Raw genomic sequence first — 17,061 nt, 5'->3', positions numbered from 1 at the left:
GAAGGGTTTGCGCGTATCGTTTAGAGTGGCGGCTGTTTTCAATACCCCGGTTTGCAAGAGGAGTGGGTCATGAGCAAAGAATCCTTCGAAAGTCAGCGGGAATTATTCGAGCGCCTGCAGGAACGGCTGGCGTCCGAACGCGACCGCTTGGCGCAGTGGCAGTCGATCGAAGCCGATTACCAGCGCAAGTACACCGAGACGCTGCGGCCCCTCGAAGAAAAGCTCAACCAGCTTCGTTACAAGCTGGTGCTGTGCTTTGATCATGCGTACAAGGAAATGGGCCTGTCCAAGGCCGAGCGCGAATTCGTTTCCGAACTGGTCACGGAGTTTTCGGAAGAACTGCTGGTCCTGGCAACCAAGAGCGAGCTGCCTGCCGGTTGCGACACCGCGCGCCTCAAGACGCTCTACAAGAAGCACCGCGGGTCGGATTACGACGCCAACCTGGCCGAACTGACGGAAAGCGCGGGCCAGGAACTGGCCGATGCGCTGGATCTGGACGTTGCCGATCTGGCCTCGATGTCGCCCATGCAGTTGCTGCAGATCATCCAGGACCAGTATGACGACGAGGACGCGGAAGAACTGCTGGAGTACGCGCGCGTCGTCAAGATTCCGGCCGTGACGAATGACGTCGCGTGGCAGGCCTTGCAAGAGGCCGAGCAGGTGCGCCTGGCGCAGTCCACGGCCAACGATGAATCGATGATCGACCTGCTGGGAGACCGCGACATTCCCGACGATGAGCTGGACTCTGTCAACGCGTCGCTGATCCTCGAGCTGGACGAAGTGCTGAGCCAGCTTCAGTTCGCCGAAGAAGGCTTCAAGCTGCGCTACGAACTGGACGTGTTCGCCACGTTCGACCCCGACACGGTAATGGGCGAACTGGACGACGATATCAAGGACATCCAGGAGTACATCCAGGAACTGGAGCACGAGATCATGCAGTTCTCGGATGAATCCCTGCTCAAGGCGTGGATCAAGGCGATGCGCCGGGAAGTGGCCGCGATGGAGCGGCGCGAAGATCGGTCCTGACGCGTCTCAGCCTTTCGGCCGCGACACCGGCATCACCCGCATGACCGGCGCGGCCTGCTTGGCCGCCGCATCCGCGCGCGGCCGGATCATCATCGGGAAGAACCGCCACAGGTACAGTCCCAGCGCCAGCGCCCACGCGGTGGCGGACGCATGCAGCAGTCCCAGTGTTGCGGCGGTGGGCAACAGCGCCGCCAGCCGCAGCAATGCCGCCAGGATCATCAGCGCGTAGCTCACGACCATGCTGCGGTCCGTGTGCAGCGGCCGGCCCAGGTGGCCCAGCGCGGTGCGCGTCACCATGCCCAGGATCAGCACGGAAAACCCTGCCACGCCAATCACGTGCGCCGGCCACGCCTGCCGGACGACGAAGCCCGCCAATTGCGCCGCGCCGACCAGCAGCCCGATGCCCAGGCCCAGATACCCGGCATAGAGAATCCACAGAAGCGGCACGCGCCGCACGGCCCACGGCTTCCAGGACACCCACTGCACCAGCGCGATCACGCCGCTGGCCGCCAGCGCCGCCGCGGCCACTTGCTGCACCCCCGCCAGCAGGCAGGCGATGGCAATGATGCCAAACCCAAGCTGCCAATGGCCGCTCTTGGTATGGGGAGGGATGTCCAGGCCCGCGACGGCGCGCTTGGCGAAGAAGGGCATGACCCGCCGGGCGATCAGCAACGTCAGCACGGCCATCGACAGCAGTCCGGCGTTGAAAAAGCGCATCAGCGTGACGTAGTCGCCCTGTACCGTCGCCCACAGATACAGCCCGTTGGTCGCGCCGAGCGCCAGCAGCAGGAGCGGGACGCCATAGTTGCGCTGATTGCGTGTCACGGCGACGGCGCGTCCCAGCGCCCCAGCCGCCCACAGAAAGAAGAGCAGATCGGCAGCCGCCGCAACGGCGAATGCCGGGCGGCCCGGCACCAGATAGCCCACCCGCGCCACGATCCATAACCCGCACATGGCCGCCAGCGGGTTGCCGCGCAGCGGATTCTTGCCCGTCCAGTTGGCGCCCGCCGTCAGCAGAAACCCCACGGCAATGGTGGCGACAAAGCCCCACAGCATTTCATGCGCGTGCCAGAACATGCCGTTCAGCACGCCGGTCAGGCGCTCCGGTGCATGCACCCACAGCAGCACGGAGAACAGGGCCCAAAAACAGCCCGCCAGGTACAGCGGGCGAAATCCCATTTCGGTGAAAGCGCGCCATTCGGGCGGTGCGGGGCGCGGCTTCTTTGCGGGTTCTTCAATGGAAAGCAGGGTGCTCATGATGTAGCCAGTGCGCGCAGGGTGCGCCGCGTTGCGGGTTTGAACGTGTATTTGAAATACATATTACTGCTGGCGGCATCCGGGCGCGACTTGCCTGCTTGATCCAGCGCAAGGCTGTCCGGAACACCCGCATGACTAGGCACTTCGGAAATGGCCCTTTGGTCGGCTGGGGAATGGTGAGTGAAGGGTGGCCTCCTTAGGCTACCCACATACGCATTTGTCAGCAAAAAACGAGACCAACCATGGCAGCACATCAATCCTCGGCCGGCGCGCCGATGCGGGTCCTGATATCCAGTACGTTTGCCTTCACCATCTGTTTCGCGGTGTGGATGATCTTCGCCGTGCTGGGCATTCCCATAAAAACCCAGCTCGGCCTGTCTGAAACGCAATTCGGCCTGCTGGCCGCCATGCCGGTCCTGACCGGTTCCCTCGTGCGCGTGCCGCTGGGCATCTGGACCGACCGCTACGGCGGCCGTCCCGTGTTCTTCGTGCTGATGTTGTTGGCAGTGGTGCCGATCTGGCTGCTGTCGTACGCCACGGAATACTGGCAGTTCCTGGTGCTGGCGCTGTTCGTCGGCCTGACCGGCGGCTCGTTCTCGGTGGGTACGCCCTACGTGGCGCGCTGGTTCCCGCGCAACAAGCAGGGCCTGGCCATGGGCGTCTTTGGCGCCGGCAACTCGGGTTCGGCCATCACCAAATTCGTGGCGCCCGCCCTGATCGCCGCGGCCGCCGGATCGTGGGTCATCGTGCCGCAGGTGTACGCCGTGGCGCTGCTGGTCACCGCGATCCTGTTCTGGATGTTCTCGTCGTCCGATCCCTCGCACCGCGTTGCGGGCGGCGCATCCTTGTCGGCCCAGTTCGCCATGCTGAAGGACCCGCGCGTCTGGCGCTATTGCCAGTACTACTCGGTCGTGTTCGGCGGCTACGTTGCCCTGGCGCTGTGGATGACCAAGTACTACATCGGCGAATACGGCTTCGACATGAAGCTGGCCGCGCTGTTGGCTGCATGTTTCTCGCTGCCCGGCGGCGTGCTGCGCGCGGTGGGCGGCTGGATCTCCGACCGCTACGGCGCCTACAAGACCACGTGGTGGGTGATGTGGGTGTGCTGGGTCGCGTTCTTCCTGCTGAGCTATCCGCAAACCGAATTCACCGTCATGACAGCCGGCGGCCCGCGTTCCTTCGGCATCGCGCTCGGTCCGGTCACCTTCACCATCCTGCTGTTCATCGTCGGCATCGCCATGGCGATCGGCAAGGCCTCCGTCTTCAAGTTCATTTCTGACGAGTTCAGCGACAACATCGGCGCCGTGTCCGGCATCGTCGGGCTGGCTGGCGGCCTGGGCGGCTTCATTCTTCCCATCATGTTCGGCGTCCTGCTCGACCTGACCGGCATCCGCTCCAGCGCCTTCATGCTGCTGTACGGCACGGTCTGCGTCTCGCTCATCTTCATGCACTTCAGTTTCCGGCCCGAAAGCGCGGCCATCGCGCGGCAGCAAGCCGCCTGACCCACCCACCATCCTGAGAGAACCTCATGTCCACTCAAGTCCTTGCGCGCTGGGAGCCGGATAACCCCGGCTTCTGGAAACAGACCGGCGCGCGCGTCGCCAACCGCAATCTGTGGATCTCGATCCCGGCGCTGATGCTGGCGTTCAGCATCTGGATGCTGTGGAGCGTGGTCGTGGTCAACCTGGACCGCGCCGGCTTCATGCTGTCCAAGAACCAGCTGTTCTGGCTGACGGCGCTGCCCGCGCTGTCGGGCGCCACGCTGCGCATCTTCTACTCGTTCCTCGTGCCCGTCTTCGGCGGGCGCAAATGGACAGCCATCTCCACCGCCTCGCTGCTGATTCCGGCGCTGGGCATGGGCTTTGCGCTGCGCGACCCGACCACCTCGTTCCCCACGCTCCTGATCCTGGCGCTGCTGTGCGGCCTGGGCGGCGGCAACTTCAGCTCCAGCATGGCCAACATCAGCTTCTTCTTTCCCAAGGAAAAGAAGGGTCTGGCCACGGGCCTGAATGCCGGCATCGGCAACCTGGGCGTGTCGCTGGTGCAGTTCGTGGTGCCGGTCGTCATCACGATGGGCGTGTTTGGCGTCGCTGGCGGCGAACCCCAGGTGATCAACGCCAATGGCACGCAGCAGAACCTGTGGCTGCAGAACGCGGGCTTCATCTGGGTGATCCCCATCGCGCTGGCGTCCATCGCCGCGTGGTTCGGCATGAACGACATCGCCGACGCGCGCGCCTCGTTCGCCGATCAGGCCGTCATCTTCAAGCGCAAACACAACTGGCTGATGTGCTGGCTGTACGTGGGCACGTTCGGGTCGTTCATCGGCTTCTCGGCGGGCTTCGCGATGCTGACCAAGACGCTGTTTCCCACGGTCAATCCCATGGCATACGCCTTCCTGGGACCGCTGGTCGGATCGCTGACGCGTCCCGTGGGCGGCTGGATCTCCGACAAGCTGGGCGGCGCCCGGGTCACGCTCTTCACCTTCGCGGCCATGATCGCCGCGGTGGCGGGCGTCATGGTGTTCCTGCCTGGCGAAGGCCGCCTGGGCGACTTCAACGGGTTCCTCGCCATGTTCATCGTGCTGTTCGCGCTGACCGGCCTGGGCAACGGCTCGACGTTCCGCATGATCCCCGTGATCTTCCTGCGTGAGCGCACGCAGGCCGCGCAGGGCAAGGGCCCGGCCGCGCAAAAGCAGGCGATGACGGAAGCGGCCAAGGAATCGGCCGCCGTGCTGGGTTTTTCCGGCGCCATCGGGGCCTATGGCGGCTTTTTCATTCCGCGCAGCTTCGGCACGTCGCTCGACATGACGGGCAGCGTCCAGACCGCGCTGGTTTGCTTCATCGGCTTTTACGCCACCTGCATGCTGATCACCTGGTGGTTCTACGCGCGCCGCAATGCGCCCGTGCCGTGCTGATCTGCCCGATACGCCGGCCGGTCCGTGCTTTGCGCGCGGTGCGGCCGGCGGCGCGCGACTAGTTCGGTCTACGCGGATAACTAGTCACTCTGCCGAACCCGGGTTGTGCCACCGGCGAATGGTCCGCCAGACAGCCCAGTCCTAAAGTTGCTTCAACAGCATTGATCGCAGTACGCGCCGGCCAGGCCGGCGTTCTTGGAGAAACACAATGAGTCATTTTCTGGACCGGTTGAAGTTCATGTCGCGGGTGAAGTCCACCTTCGCGAACGGTCACGGCGAAACCGTCAACGAGGACCGCAAGTGGGAAAACGCGTACCGCGCCCGCTGGCAGCACGACAAGGTGGTGCGTTCCACCCACGGCGTGAACTGCACCGGCTCCTGCTCCTGGAAGGTCTATGTCAAGAACGGCCTGATCACCTGGGAAACCCAGCAGACCGACTACCCCCGCACCCGTCCCGATCTGCCCAATCATGAGCCGCGTGGCTGTCCCCGCGGCGCCTCGTACAGCTGGTATGTGTACTCGGCGCAACGCGTGAAATACCCCATGATCCGCGGCCGCCTTATCGAAATGTGGCGCGAAGCCCGCAAGACCATGGATCCCATCGCCGCCTGGGAATGGATCAGCCAGGATCCCAAGCGCGCCAAGCGCTACAAGTCGGTGCGCGGCCTGGGCGGCTTTGTCCGCGCCGATTGGGACACCGCCACCGAAATGATTGCTGCCGCCAACGCGCTCACCATCAAGAAGTACGGTCCCGACCGCGTGATCGGCTTCTCGCCGATTCCCGCCATGTCGATGGTCAGCTACGCCGCCGGCGCCCGCTACCTGAGCCTGCTGGGTGGCGCCTGCCTCAGCTTCTACGACTGGTACTGCGACCTTCCCCCCGCCAGCCCCCAGATCTGGGGCGAACAAACTGACGTGCCCGAATCGGCCGACTGGTACAACTCCACCTACCTGATGGTCTGGGGCTCGAACGTCCCGCAGACCCGCACCCCCGACGCGCACTTCTACACCGAAGTCCGCTACAAGGGCACCAAGACCGTGGCCGTGTCCAGCGACTTCGGCGAAATGGTCAAGTTCGGCGACATCTGGCTGGCGCCCAAGCAGGGCACCGACGCCGCGCTCGCCATGGCCATGGGCCACGTCATCCTCAAGGAATTCCACCTCTCGGGCAAGTCGGCCTACTTCACGGACTACGTGCGCCGCTACACCGACATGCCGATGCTGGTGCAGCTCAAGGAACGCGACGGCTTCTACGCCCCTGACCACTTCCTGCGCGCCTCGCAGCTCGACAACGCGCTCGGCGAACAGAACAACCCCGACTGGAAGACGCTGGTGCTGGACGAGTCCACCGGCGATCTGGTCGCGCCCAACGGCAGCATTGGTTTCCGCTGGGGCGAGGGCGCCGTCAACGACGGTGAAAAGGTTGGCCGCTGGAACCTCGAATCCAAGGACGGCGGTTCGGGCCGCGAAATCGTCCCGACGCTGACCCTCCTGGGCCAGTCGGACGACGTGGTCGGCGTGGGCTTCCCGTACTTCGGCAGCGAACACGACGAACTCCTCGTGCGCAACGTGCCCGCCCGCCGCATCCGCCTGGCGGACGGCACCGAGGCGCTGGTCGCCACGGTGTATGACCTGCAAATGGCCAACTACGGCCTCGATCGCGGCCTGGGCGGCGGCAACGTCGCAACTTCGTACGACGACGACGTTCCCTACACGCCCGCCTGGCAGGAAAAGCACACCAGCGTGCCGCGCGCGCAGGTCATCCAGGTGGCGCGCGAATTCGCCCAGAACGCGCACGACACCGAAGGCAAGTCCATGGTCATCGTCGGCGCCGGCCTGAACCACTGGTACCACATGGACATGATCTACCGCGGCATCATCAACATGCTGATGATGTGCGGTTGCGTCGGCAAGAGCGGCGGCGGCTGGGCGCACTATGTGGGCCAGGAAAAGCTGCGTCCGCAGTTTGGCTGGGCGCCCCTGGCGTTCGCGGCGGACTGGGTCCGCCCGCCGCGCCAGATGAACGGCACCTCGTTCTTCTACGCCCACACCAGCCAATGGCGCCACGAAAAGCTGAACGTGCAGGAAGTGCTCGGCCCCACCGCCGACCGCGCCAAGTACGGCGAACTCAGCATGATCGACCTGAACGCCCGCGCCGAGCGCATGGGCTGGCTGCCGTCGGCCCCGCAGCTGCGCACCAATCCGCTGGACGTGGTGGCGCAGGCCGACAGCCTGGGCAAGGATCCCATCGCCCACGCGGTCGAACAGATGAAGTCGGGCGACCTTCGCATGTCCTGCGAAAACCCGGACGATCCCGCCAACTTCCCGCGCAACATGTTCGTGTGGCGCTCCAACATCCTCGGCTCCAGCGGCAAGGGCCACGAGTATTTCCTGAAGTACCTGCTGGGCACGCAGAACGCGGTGTTCGGCGATGAAGGCGATGCCATCAAGCCCACCGAAGTCACCTACGAGGAAGACGCGGCCGAAGGCAAGCTGGACCTGCTTACGGTGCTGGACTTCCGCATGAGCACCACGTGCCTGTACGGCGACATCGTGCTGCCCACGGCCACCTGGTACGAAAAGGACGACCTCAACACGTCCGACATGCACCCGTTCATCCACCCGCTCAGCGAAGCCGTGCAGCCGCTCTGGGAAAGCAAGACCGACTGGGAAATCTACAAGCTGCTGGCCAAGAAGTTCACCGACATCGGCGGTCCGTACCTCGGCAAGCGCCGCGATCTGGTGCTGACTCCGCTGATGCACGACACCCCGGGAGAACTCGGCCAGGCCTTCGAACCCAAGGACTGGAAGCTGGGCGAATGCGACCTGATCCCCGGCAAGACCGCGCCGTCCATGACGGTGGTTGAACGCGATTACAACGACATCTACCGCAAGTTCACGTCGGTGGGTCCGTTGCTGGACAAGCTGGGCAACGGCGGAAAGGGCATCAACTGGAACACGCAGCACGAGGTCCACGAGCTGGCCGGCATCAACGACAGTGTCACCGAAGCCGGCGTCAGCCAGGGCCGTCCGCGTCTGGACACGGCCATCGACGCCGCTGAAATGATCCTGACCTTCGCACCGGAAACCAACGGCCACGTGTCGGTCAAGGCGTGGGAAGCGCTGGGCAAGATCACCGGACGCGACCATACGCACCTTGCCGTCGGCCGCGAGCACGACAAGATCCGCTTCCGCGACATCCAGGCGCAGCCGCGCAAGATCATTTCGGCGCCCACCTGGTCTGGCCTGGAAAGCGAAGAGGTCAGCTACAACGCCGGCTATACCAACGTCCATGAACTGATCCCATGGCGCACCCTGACGGGCCGCCAGCAGTTCTACCAGGATCACCGCTGGATGCTGGACTTTGGCGAAGGCTCGTGCGTGTACAAGCCCGCCATCGACACCAAGACGGTTGCGCCTATGCTGGGCAAGTACCCCAACGGTGAAAAGGAACTGGTCCTGAACTGGATCACCCCGCACCAGAAGTGGGGCATCCACAGCACGTACTCGGACAACCTGCGCATGCTGACCCTGAGCCGCGGCGGCCCCCACGTGTGGGTGTCCGAAGCCGAGGCCAAGCAGGCCGGTCTGGTCGACAACGACTGGGTCGAAGTCTTCAACGTCAACGGCACGCTGACCGCCCGGGTGGTCGTGAGCCAGCGCGTGCCGGTCGGCATGTGCCTGATGTACCACGCCCAGGAAAAGATCGTGAACGTGCCGGGCGCTGAAACCAGCGGCAAGCGCGGCGGCATCCACAACTCGGTCACGCGCACGGTGCTCAAGCCCACGCACATGATCGGAGGCTACGCCCAGCAAGCCTACGGTTTCAACTACTACGGCACCGTGGGCGCCAACCGCGACGAATTCGTGGTCGTGCGCAAGATGAAGAAGGTGGACTGGCTGGAAGGCCCGCTCGTCGAAGAACTGCAACAAGAAGAGAAGCAATCATGAGGATACGCGCCCAAATCGGCATGGTGCTGAACCTGGACAAGTGCATTGGCTGCCACACTTGCTCGGTCACCTGCAAGAACGTCTGGACCAGCCGCGACGGTGTCGAGTATGCCTGGTTCAACAACGTGGAAACCAAGCCCGGCATCGGCTATCCGAAAGAATGGGAAAACCAGGAAAAGTGGAAGGGCGGCTGGAGCCGCACGGCCGCCGGCAAGCTGGAACCGCGTCAAGGCGGCAAGCTGCGCATCCTGGCCAACCTGTTCGCCAACCCGAACCTGCCCGCCATCGACGACTACTACGAGCCGTTCACCTACGACTACGAGCACCTGAAGAACGCGCCGCTGTCGCAAACGCCGCCCACCGCGCGTCCGGTGTCGGTGCTGACGGGCAAGAAGATGGACAAGATCCATTGGGGCCCCAACTGGGAAGACGACCTGGGCGGCGAATTCAGCTCGCGCAGCCGCGACGCCCTGTTTGAAGGCGTGCAGAAGGAGATGTACTCGACCTTCGAGAACACCTTCATGATGTACCTGCCGCGCCTGTGCGAACACTGCCTGAACCCGGCCTGTGTCGCCAGCTGCCCGTCCGGCTCCATCTACAAGCGTGAAGACGACGGCATCGTCCTGGTCGACCAGGACAAGTGCCGCGGCTGGCGTATGTGCATCTCGGGCTGCCCGTACAAGAAGATCTACTACAACTGGAACAGCGGCAAGGCCGAGAAGTGCACGTTCTGCTACCCGCGCATCGAGGCCGGCCAGCCGACCGTGTGCTCGGAAACCTGCGTGGGCCGCATCCGCTACCTGGGCGTGCTGCTGTACGACGCCGACCAGATCGAGAACGCCGCATCCACCGCGAACGAGCAAGACCTCTACCAGTCGCAGCTCGACCTGTTCCTGGACCCGCACTCGCCCGAGGTGATCGCCGCGGCCCGCGAGCAGGGCATCCCGGAATCCTGGCTGGAAGCCGCGCGCAATTCGCCCGTCTACAAGATGGCCGTCGAATGGAAGGTCGCTTTTCCGCTGCACCCGGAATACCGCACGCTGCCCATGGTCTGGTACATCCCGCCGCTGTCGCCCATCCAGACGGCCGCTGAATCGGGCAAGATGCCCCAGCGCACTGTCGGCAAGAGCGGCATGATCCCCGATGTGTCCACGCTGCGCATCCCCGTGCGCTACCTGGCCAACCTGCTGACCGCCGGCAAGGAAGCGCCGGTGCTGCAAGCGCTGGAACGCATGCTGGCCATGCGCGCCTTCAAGCGGTCCGAGACCGTTCACGGCGAACGCGACAAGGCCCTGCTGGACCAGGTGGGCCTGACCGAGGAAACGGTGCAGGACATGTACCGCATCATGGCCATCGCCAACTACGAAGACCGCTTCGTCGTGCCCAGCAGCCACAAGGAAGTGGTCGAGGACAGCTTCAACGAGAAGGGAAGCTGCGGCTTCACTTTTGGCAACGGCTGCTCGGGCGGCGTGTCGGAAGGCACCCTGTTCGGCCGCAAGCCGCAAGGCAGCGAAATCTTCATCGAGATGCCCAAGTCGCGCAAGAAGGCCGTTTCGGCTTAAGGAAAGGAAAACATCATGAGCCTGTACCGACTGCTTTCCGCCATGCTGTGCTACCCCGAGCCGGAGCTGCTGGACTACCTGGGCGAACTGGAAGAGGCCCTCGCGGCCTATCCGGACGCCGAAGAGACCCTGCAGCCCCTGGTGAGCTATCTGGCCTCGAACGACCTGATTCCCCTGCAAGAGAACTACGTCGCCACCTTTGACCGAAACCGCTCGCATTCCCTGCACCTGTTCGAGCACGTGCACGGCGAAAGCCGCGACCGCGGCCAGGCCATGGTGGACCTGCTGGAGACCTACCGCCAGCATGGTTTCGAACCCGTTGTGTCCGAACTGCCGGATCACGTGCCGCTGTTCCTGGAATTCCTGGGCGTCATTGACCCCGACACAGCCCAGGAACTGCTGGACGAAGCCATCCACGTGCTGGCCGCCATTGGCGCGCGCCTGGCCAAGAGCGAAAGCTCCTATGCCTGCATCTTTGCCGTGCTGCGCGCCCAGTCCCGCGTGATTCCGCGCGTGCAGACCGAGGCGCCCGTGCGCGACATGGACGAGGCGATGGAGGCCTTCGGGGCCGGCCCGGACGGCGTGGAACCGCTGCTACGGCCGTTCTCGGGAGGTGGCGCACAGCCCGTGCACTTCCATCCCCGTTCCGCCGCGACTCATTAATGCTCAGGACGACGCATCATGAACTCCCTGAATCAGTTTCTTTTCGGCATCTATCCGTACATCGCGCTGACCATCTTCCTGCTCGGCAGCCTGGCGCGCTTTGAACGCGAGCAATACACCTGGAAGTCCGACAGCTCGCAACTGCTGCACCGCGGCCAGCTGCGGCTGGGCAACATCCTCTTCCACATCGGCATCATCGGCCTGTTCTTCGGGCATCTGGCCGGCCTGCTGACTCCGGTCGTCGTGTGGGACACGCTGGGCGTCTCGCACTCGCTCAAGCAGATGGTCGCCATGGTGGCCGGCGGCGTGATGGGCGGGCTGTGCCTGATCGGCCTCCTGATCCTGATCCACCGCCGCCTGACCGATCCGCGCATTGCACACGCCACGCGGCCGGGCGACAAGATCCTGCTGCTCTGGATCCTCGTGACCCTGCTGCTGGGCCTGTCCACGATCGTGCTGTCGGCCGGCCACATGGACGGCGAAATGATGGTGCACCTGATGACCTGGGCGCAGCACATCGTCACGTTCCAGGGCGACGCCGCCAGCTACATCGCCGGCGTGCCGCTGCTCTTCAAGGCGCACCTGTTCATGGGTCTCACGCTGTTCGTGATCTTCCCGTTCACCCGCCTGGTGCACGTCTGGAGCGGCTTTGCGTCGATCGGCTACCTGGGCCGCGCCTGGCAACTCGTCCGTCCGCGCTGATCCACTGTCTTAGGAGCCGAACATGCCTGTCATCGTCAATGGCGTCGAACTGAACGACGCGGATCTGGAACGTGAACTTCCCTTGCACGCCGAGGCCGGCAATCCCATGCGCGAGGCCGTCACGGCCCTGGTGCTGCGGCGCGTGCTGCTGGACGAGGCCGGCCGGCAAGGTCTGGACGTGTCCGACGAGGAAAGCGCGATCGGCGCGCTGCTCGCCAGCCAGGCGCCGGCGCCTGAAGCCGACGACCAGGCGTGCCGGCGCTTCTATCAGATGCACCCCGAGCGCTTCATGGTGGGTGAACTGGTCGAGGCGGACCACATCCTGTTCCAGGTCGCGCCCGACGTGAACCTGGACATGCTGAAGGCGCATGCCAACGTGGTGCTGACCGAACTGCTGGCCGATCCCTCCCGGTTCGCGGAGGTTGCCCGCGAGCAGTCCAATTGCCCGTCCGCTGCGGTGGGCGGCAACCTGGGTCAACTCGGCCGCGGCGACACCGTGCCCGAGTTCGAACGCGCGGTGTTTGCGTTGCCCTCGGGTGGGCTGCTGCCGCAGTTGCTGCAAACGCGGCATGGCCTGCACATCGTGCGCGTCACGCGCCGCGTTGAAGGCCGCCTCTTGCCTTACGAGCACGTCGCAAAGCAGATTGCGACGGCGCTCACCACCATGAGCCGCGACACCGCCTGGCGGCAATACACCAAGCTGCTGGTCGGGCGCGCCAAGATCTCCGGCATTGACCTGGACGACGGCGAACCCGAACGGGTCTTCGCCGGGAGCGCCGCATGATGGACGAGCCAGCCCCTGCCGTATTGGCGGACGGCTTTGGCCGCCGCATCGACTACCTGCGCGTCTCCGTCACCGATCGCTGCGATCTGCGTTGCAGCTATTGCCTGCCCAAGGACTTCAAGGGCTTTGAGACGCCGGCCAACTGGATGTCCCACGACGAGATGGCGCGGCTGGTCGGGTTGTTCGTGGGCCTGGGCGTGGCCAAGGTCAGGCTCACCGGCGGCGAACCGCTGCTGCGCAAGGGCGTGGCCGGGCTGGCCGCCACCATCGCCGCCATGCCCGGACTGCGCGACCTGTCCGTGTCCACCAACGCCACCCAGCTTGTGCGCCATGCCCAGTCGCTGCGCGCGGCCGGCGTGAGCCGCCTGAACATCAGCCTGGACACATTGGACGCCGCGGCGTTCTCGCAGATCACCGGGCGCGACTGTCTGGATTCCGTGCTGGCCGGGCTGGCGGCCGCGCGGCAAGCCGGCTTTTCGCCGATCAAGCTCAACAGCGTGGTGCATGCGGCCACGCCGGAATCCGAAGTCCGCCGCCTGCTGTCGTATGCCGTGGAGCAGGGCTTCGTGCTGCGGCTGATCGAACCCATGCCCATGGGCGAATGCGGTCGCGGCTATACGCATACCGACCTGAACGCGATGGGCGCCCGTCTTGCGGCCGATGCTGGCCTGGTGCCGTCGTTGTCCGAATCCCGCAACGGCCCGGCGCGCTACTGGACAAGCGGGCAGGGCGCGCCGGTGCTGGGCGTCATCACACCCATGTCGCGCCATTTCTGCGCCACCTGCAACCGCGTGCGGCTGGGCGTGGATGGCACCTTGTATCTGTGCCTGGGCCAGGAAGACCAGGTGCCGCTTGGACACCTGCTGCGCGCGGGCGCCAGCGACGCCGAGCTCATCCAGGCCATCCGGGTAGGCATCGCGGCCAAGCCGGAGCGCCATGACTTCAACGCCCGGCCCGAACGCATCGTGCGCTTCATGGCGCAAACGGGAGGCTGATATGCAAGACCTTGAACGACTCGTCGGCGGCTTCCAGCGCTTTCAGCAGCAATACTACGAAGACGCACCAATGCTGTACCGCAATTTGCGCGACGGCCAGCATCCCAGCACGCTATTGATCGGCTGTTGCGATTCCCGGGTGGATCCGGCCATGCTGCTGGGGTGTGATCCCGGCGACATCTTCACCGTGCGCAATGTGGCGAATCTGGTGCCGCCGTGCAGCAAGGACCGCGGCCTGCAGGGCGTCCTGGCGGCCATCCAGTTTGCGGTCGAGCAATTGCAGGTCAGCCGCATCATCGTGCTGGGCCATGCGCAATGTGGCGGCATCCGCGCCCTGATGGAACGGCGCATCCGCCGCGACGGTGAGACCGACTATCTGGGACGCTGGATGGACATCGCAGAACCGGCGCGCGAGCAGGTGTTGCGGCAGATGCCGGATGCCTCGAAAGAAGAGCGCCGGCGCGCCTGCGAACAGGCTTCCATCCTGATTTCCCTTCGCAATCTTGAAGACCTGCCTTTCGTGCGGCGGGCGGTCGACGCGGGCAGCCTGTCACTGCATGGCTGGTACTTCGACCTGGTGGCGGGCGCTTTGCTGGCATACTCCCCGCGGGCAGACACGTTTTTGCCCATCGTGTGCCCCTTGCTGACGGAACCTGCCCTCGTATGACTCCTGTATTCGGTATCGCCGGCCGCTCCGGCAGCGGCAAAACCACCCTGATCGAAGCGATGCTGCCGCTGCTTGGCGCCCGCGGCCTGCGCGTGAACGTCATCAAGCACAGCCATCACGACTTCCAGATGGAGCCGCCGGGCAAGGACAGCGCACGATTCCGCACCGCCGGCGCGCAGGAGGTCATGATCGCCTCGCCGTACCGGTATGCCATCGTGCACGAGCTGCGCGACGCGCCGGAACCCACCCTGGAGGCGCAACTGGCGCGCCTGTCGCCCGCCGATCTGGTGTTGGTCGAAGGCTTCAAGCAGGCCGCGATCCCGCGCATCGAGGTCTACCGCCCGGCGTTGGGCAAACCGCCCCTGCACACGGAAGACCCTGCATTTCTGGCGGTCGTGACCGACGCGCCGCTGGACATCGACGTGCCATGCCTGCCGCTGAACGATCCCGCCCAGGTGGCGGATTTTCTGTGCCGCACGCTTGGACTGCGTTGAGCGCGTGAGTGACGCAATGGGCACGCGTGCGCCGGATTGCTGGCGGGAAGCGACTACACTGACACCCGAACTGCGCTTCCAGCCCTGACATTCATGAAGTCCACCGATACCGCCGCCCAGCCCGAAGCGCTGCCTTCGCCCCGGCACCGCCTGTCCACGCGCATCGTGGCAAGTTCACTGCTGGCGCTGATCGTCGTGCTGTCCATGGTCAGCTGGACGCTGTGGCTGTCCTGGCAACTGGAAGGCGCGGGCGCGGCCATCAACGATACCGGCAGCCTGCGCATGCGGGCCAACCGCGTCGCCGTCGAGCTGATGCGACCGCAAGCCGGGCGCGAAGTGCGCACCACGGAACAGATCGCGATTCTGGACGAGACCATCGCGCGGCTGGCGCGGGGCAATCCCGCGCGGCCGCTTTTCATTCCCAACGACAACGCCATCCGCGCCCAGTGGCACGACGTGGCTGCATACTGGCGCGACATCATGAAGCCGGCGGCCCTGCGTTCCATCGGCCAGCCGGATGCGTCAAGCTACCTGGAAACGCTGCCCGAGTTCGTGGCCCGCGCCGATACCCTGGTGCGCATGATCGAACAGGACAACGCCGGCAAGACCACGTCGCTGCGCCTGTCGCAGGGCGTGCTGGCGGCAATTGCCAGCGCGGGCACGCTTGCCATGATCTACCTGCTGTATCTGTGGATCATTTCACCCGTGTTGCGCCTGCGCGACGGCCTGCAGCGCATGGCCGACCGCGAATTCAGCACCCGCCTTCCGGTGGAAAGCCAGGACGAGTTCGGCGTACTGGCGCGCGGCTACAACCGCATGGCAGACGAACTTCAAGACCTGTACACCAGCCTGGAACAGCGGGTGGAACAGAAGACGGCGCAGCTTGCCGCGCAGAACCGCGACATCGGTGCGCTCTACGACATGGCCGCGTTCCTGAACCAGCCCAATGAAATCGAGGCCATGTGCGATGGCTTTCTGCGCCGCGTCATGCTTCAGTTCGATGCGGAAGCGGGCAGCATCCGCGCGCTGGACCCCAACAACGAAAAGCTCAACCTCGTGGTGTCGGTGGGCCTGTCCGACGATCTGGTCGAATCCGAACACTGCATGAAGGTCGACGACTGCTATTGCGGCGTCGCCACCCGCCAGGCTGGCGTCATCGTCATCCAGGACTTCCGCCAGTCGCCGCCCGACATGGATCTGAACTGCCAGCGCGACGGCTTTGCCAGCGTGGCGGTGTTCCGTATCGTCACGCGCGACGAAGTCCTGGGATCCTATTCACTGCATTTCCGCACGCAGCGCCGCCTGCTGGCGTCGGAGTCGCAGCTGCTGGAAACGCTGGGGCAGCACCTAGGGGTGGCGCTGGACAACCGGCGCCTCAGCGCGCAGGCGCGCCAATTGGCCGTGGTGCAAGAGCGCGGGCTGGTGGCGCAGGGCCTGCATGACAGCCTGGCGCAAGGGCTGAACTTCCTGAATCTGCAATTGCAGATGCTCGATGCCGCCATCAAGCGCGGCGACGAAGAAGAAGTCAGCGAAATCCTGCCGCTGCTGCGCACCGGCGTAGACGAAAGCTATCAGGACGTGCGCGAACTATTGACCAACTTCCGCAGCAAGCTGTCGCAGGGCGACCTGCAGGCGGCCATTGAAGACACGGTGGCGCGTTTCCGCCGTCAGACCGCCATCGACACGGATCTGACATTCAGCCAAGGCGAAGGCGCGCCGCTGCAGCCCGAGCAGCAACTGCAGGTGCTGTTCATCCTGCAGGAAGCGCTGTCCAACGTGCGCAAGCATTCCGAGGCCAGCCGCGTGCGCATCGCCGTGGAAAACGGCCGGGATTTCACTCTGCTGATTGCCGACGACGGGCAGGGGTATGATCCCGCCGACGTCGCCGAGCGCGGCGAATCTCACGGTGGCCTGCACATCATGCGCGAGCGCGCCGCTCGCATGCGCGCCGTGATAAAACTCGAATCGCAGCCCGGCGCCGGCACGCGCGTGGCGCTCACCTTGCCCGGCGCCGAGCGCCAGGCCGCCTGACATCCTTGCCCATC

General features: G+C 64.9%; 13 protein-coding genes. 12 read left to right on the top strand and 1 reads right to left on the bottom strand.

Features of this window, described 5'->3' with window-relative positions; translation table 11 throughout:
• The first annotated feature begins 69 nt into the window (after positions 1-69).
• On the top strand, positions 70-1,026 hold the full coding sequence (locus B3098_RS24165) for a molecular chaperone DnaJ (protein WP_175121293.1): 957 nt from the start codon (positions 70-72) through the stop codon (positions 1,024-1,026).
• Positions 1,027-1,032: 6 nt separating this feature from the next.
• Here B3098_RS24165 and B3098_RS24160 read toward each other — a convergent pair whose 3' ends face one another.
• A complete protein-coding gene (locus B3098_RS24160; protein WP_286899499.1) occupies positions 1,033-2,283 on the bottom strand; it encodes an NnrS family protein in 1,251 nt (416 codons plus the stop codon).
• Positions 2,284-2,525: 242 nt separating this feature from the next.
• On the opposite strand from B3098_RS24160, the gene B3098_RS24155 reads away from it, so the two are divergent.
• From B3098_RS24155 to B3098_RS24105, 11 genes are all read left to right on the top strand, one after another.
• A complete protein-coding gene (locus B3098_RS24155; RefSeq protein WP_239212686.1) occupies positions 2,526-3,785 on the top strand; it encodes an MFS transporter in 1,260 nt (419 codons plus the stop codon).
• A gap of 26 nt (positions 3,786-3,811) precedes the next feature.
• Positions 3,812-5,197, top strand: a complete 1,386-nt coding sequence (locus B3098_RS24150; protein WP_175136319.1) for a NarK family nitrate/nitrite MFS transporter — start codon at positions 3,812-3,814, stop codon at positions 5,195-5,197.
• A 208-nt stretch (positions 5,198-5,405) separates the two neighbouring features.
• Positions 5,406-9,149, top strand: coding sequence for a nitrate reductase subunit alpha (locus B3098_RS24145; protein WP_286899497.1), 3,744 nt, complete (start codon positions 5,406-5,408; stop codon positions 9,147-9,149).
• Entirely contained in the window at positions 9,146-10,711 is a 1,566-nt protein-coding gene (gene narH / locus B3098_RS24140) for a nitrate reductase subunit beta (protein WP_286899496.1), read from the top strand. The genes B3098_RS24145 and narH overlap by 4 nt, the downstream gene beginning before the upstream one ends.
• Before the next feature lie 15 nt (positions 10,712-10,726).
• The gene (gene narJ, locus B3098_RS24135; protein WP_175121298.1) at positions 10,727-11,374 is read left to right on the top strand and encodes a nitrate reductase molybdenum cofactor assembly chaperone; all 648 of its coding nucleotides are present in this window, start codon (positions 10,727-10,729) and stop codon (positions 11,372-11,374) included.
• 18 nt (positions 11,375-11,392) lie between these two features.
• On the top strand, positions 11,393-12,076 hold the full coding sequence (gene narI, locus B3098_RS24130) for a respiratory nitrate reductase subunit gamma (protein ID WP_175121299.1): 684 nt from the start codon (positions 11,393-11,395) through the stop codon (positions 12,074-12,076).
• 22 nt (positions 12,077-12,098) lie between these two features.
• A complete protein-coding gene (locus B3098_RS24125; protein ID WP_286899492.1) occupies positions 12,099-12,860 on the top strand; it encodes a peptidylprolyl isomerase in 762 nt (253 codons plus the stop codon).
• Complete coding sequence (gene moaA / locus B3098_RS24120) at positions 12,857-13,855, top strand: GTP 3',8-cyclase MoaA (protein ID WP_175121301.1); 999 nt, start codon at positions 12,857-12,859, stop codon at positions 13,853-13,855. Before B3098_RS24125 ends, moaA begins: the two co-directional genes overlap by 4 nt.
• 1 nt (position 13,856) lies before the next feature.
• Positions 13,857-14,522 (top strand): carbonic anhydrase, encoded by a 666-nt coding sequence (locus B3098_RS24115; protein ID WP_175121302.1) that lies wholly within the window; start codon positions 13,857-13,859, stop codon positions 14,520-14,522.
• Positions 14,519-15,016, top strand: coding sequence for a molybdopterin-guanine dinucleotide biosynthesis protein B (mobB, locus tag B3098_RS24110; RefSeq protein ID WP_286899490.1), 498 nt, complete (start codon positions 14,519-14,521; stop codon positions 15,014-15,016). Before B3098_RS24115 ends, mobB begins: the two co-directional genes overlap by 4 nt.
• 93 nt (positions 15,017-15,109) lie before the next feature.
• Entirely contained in the window at positions 15,110-17,047 is a 1,938-nt protein-coding gene (locus B3098_RS24105; protein WP_286899488.1) for a type IV pili methyl-accepting chemotaxis transducer N-terminal domain-containing protein, read from the top strand.
• Positions 17,048-17,061 lie beyond the last annotated feature (14 nt).

The sequence above is a fragment of the Achromobacter sp. UBA2119 genome, assembly GCF_002331005.1.
Taxonomy (GTDB): domain Bacteria; phylum Pseudomonadota; class Gammaproteobacteria; order Burkholderiales; family Burkholderiaceae_B; genus Achromobacter; species Achromobacter animicus.
This window is presented reverse-complemented; position numbering and strand designations above follow the sequence as displayed.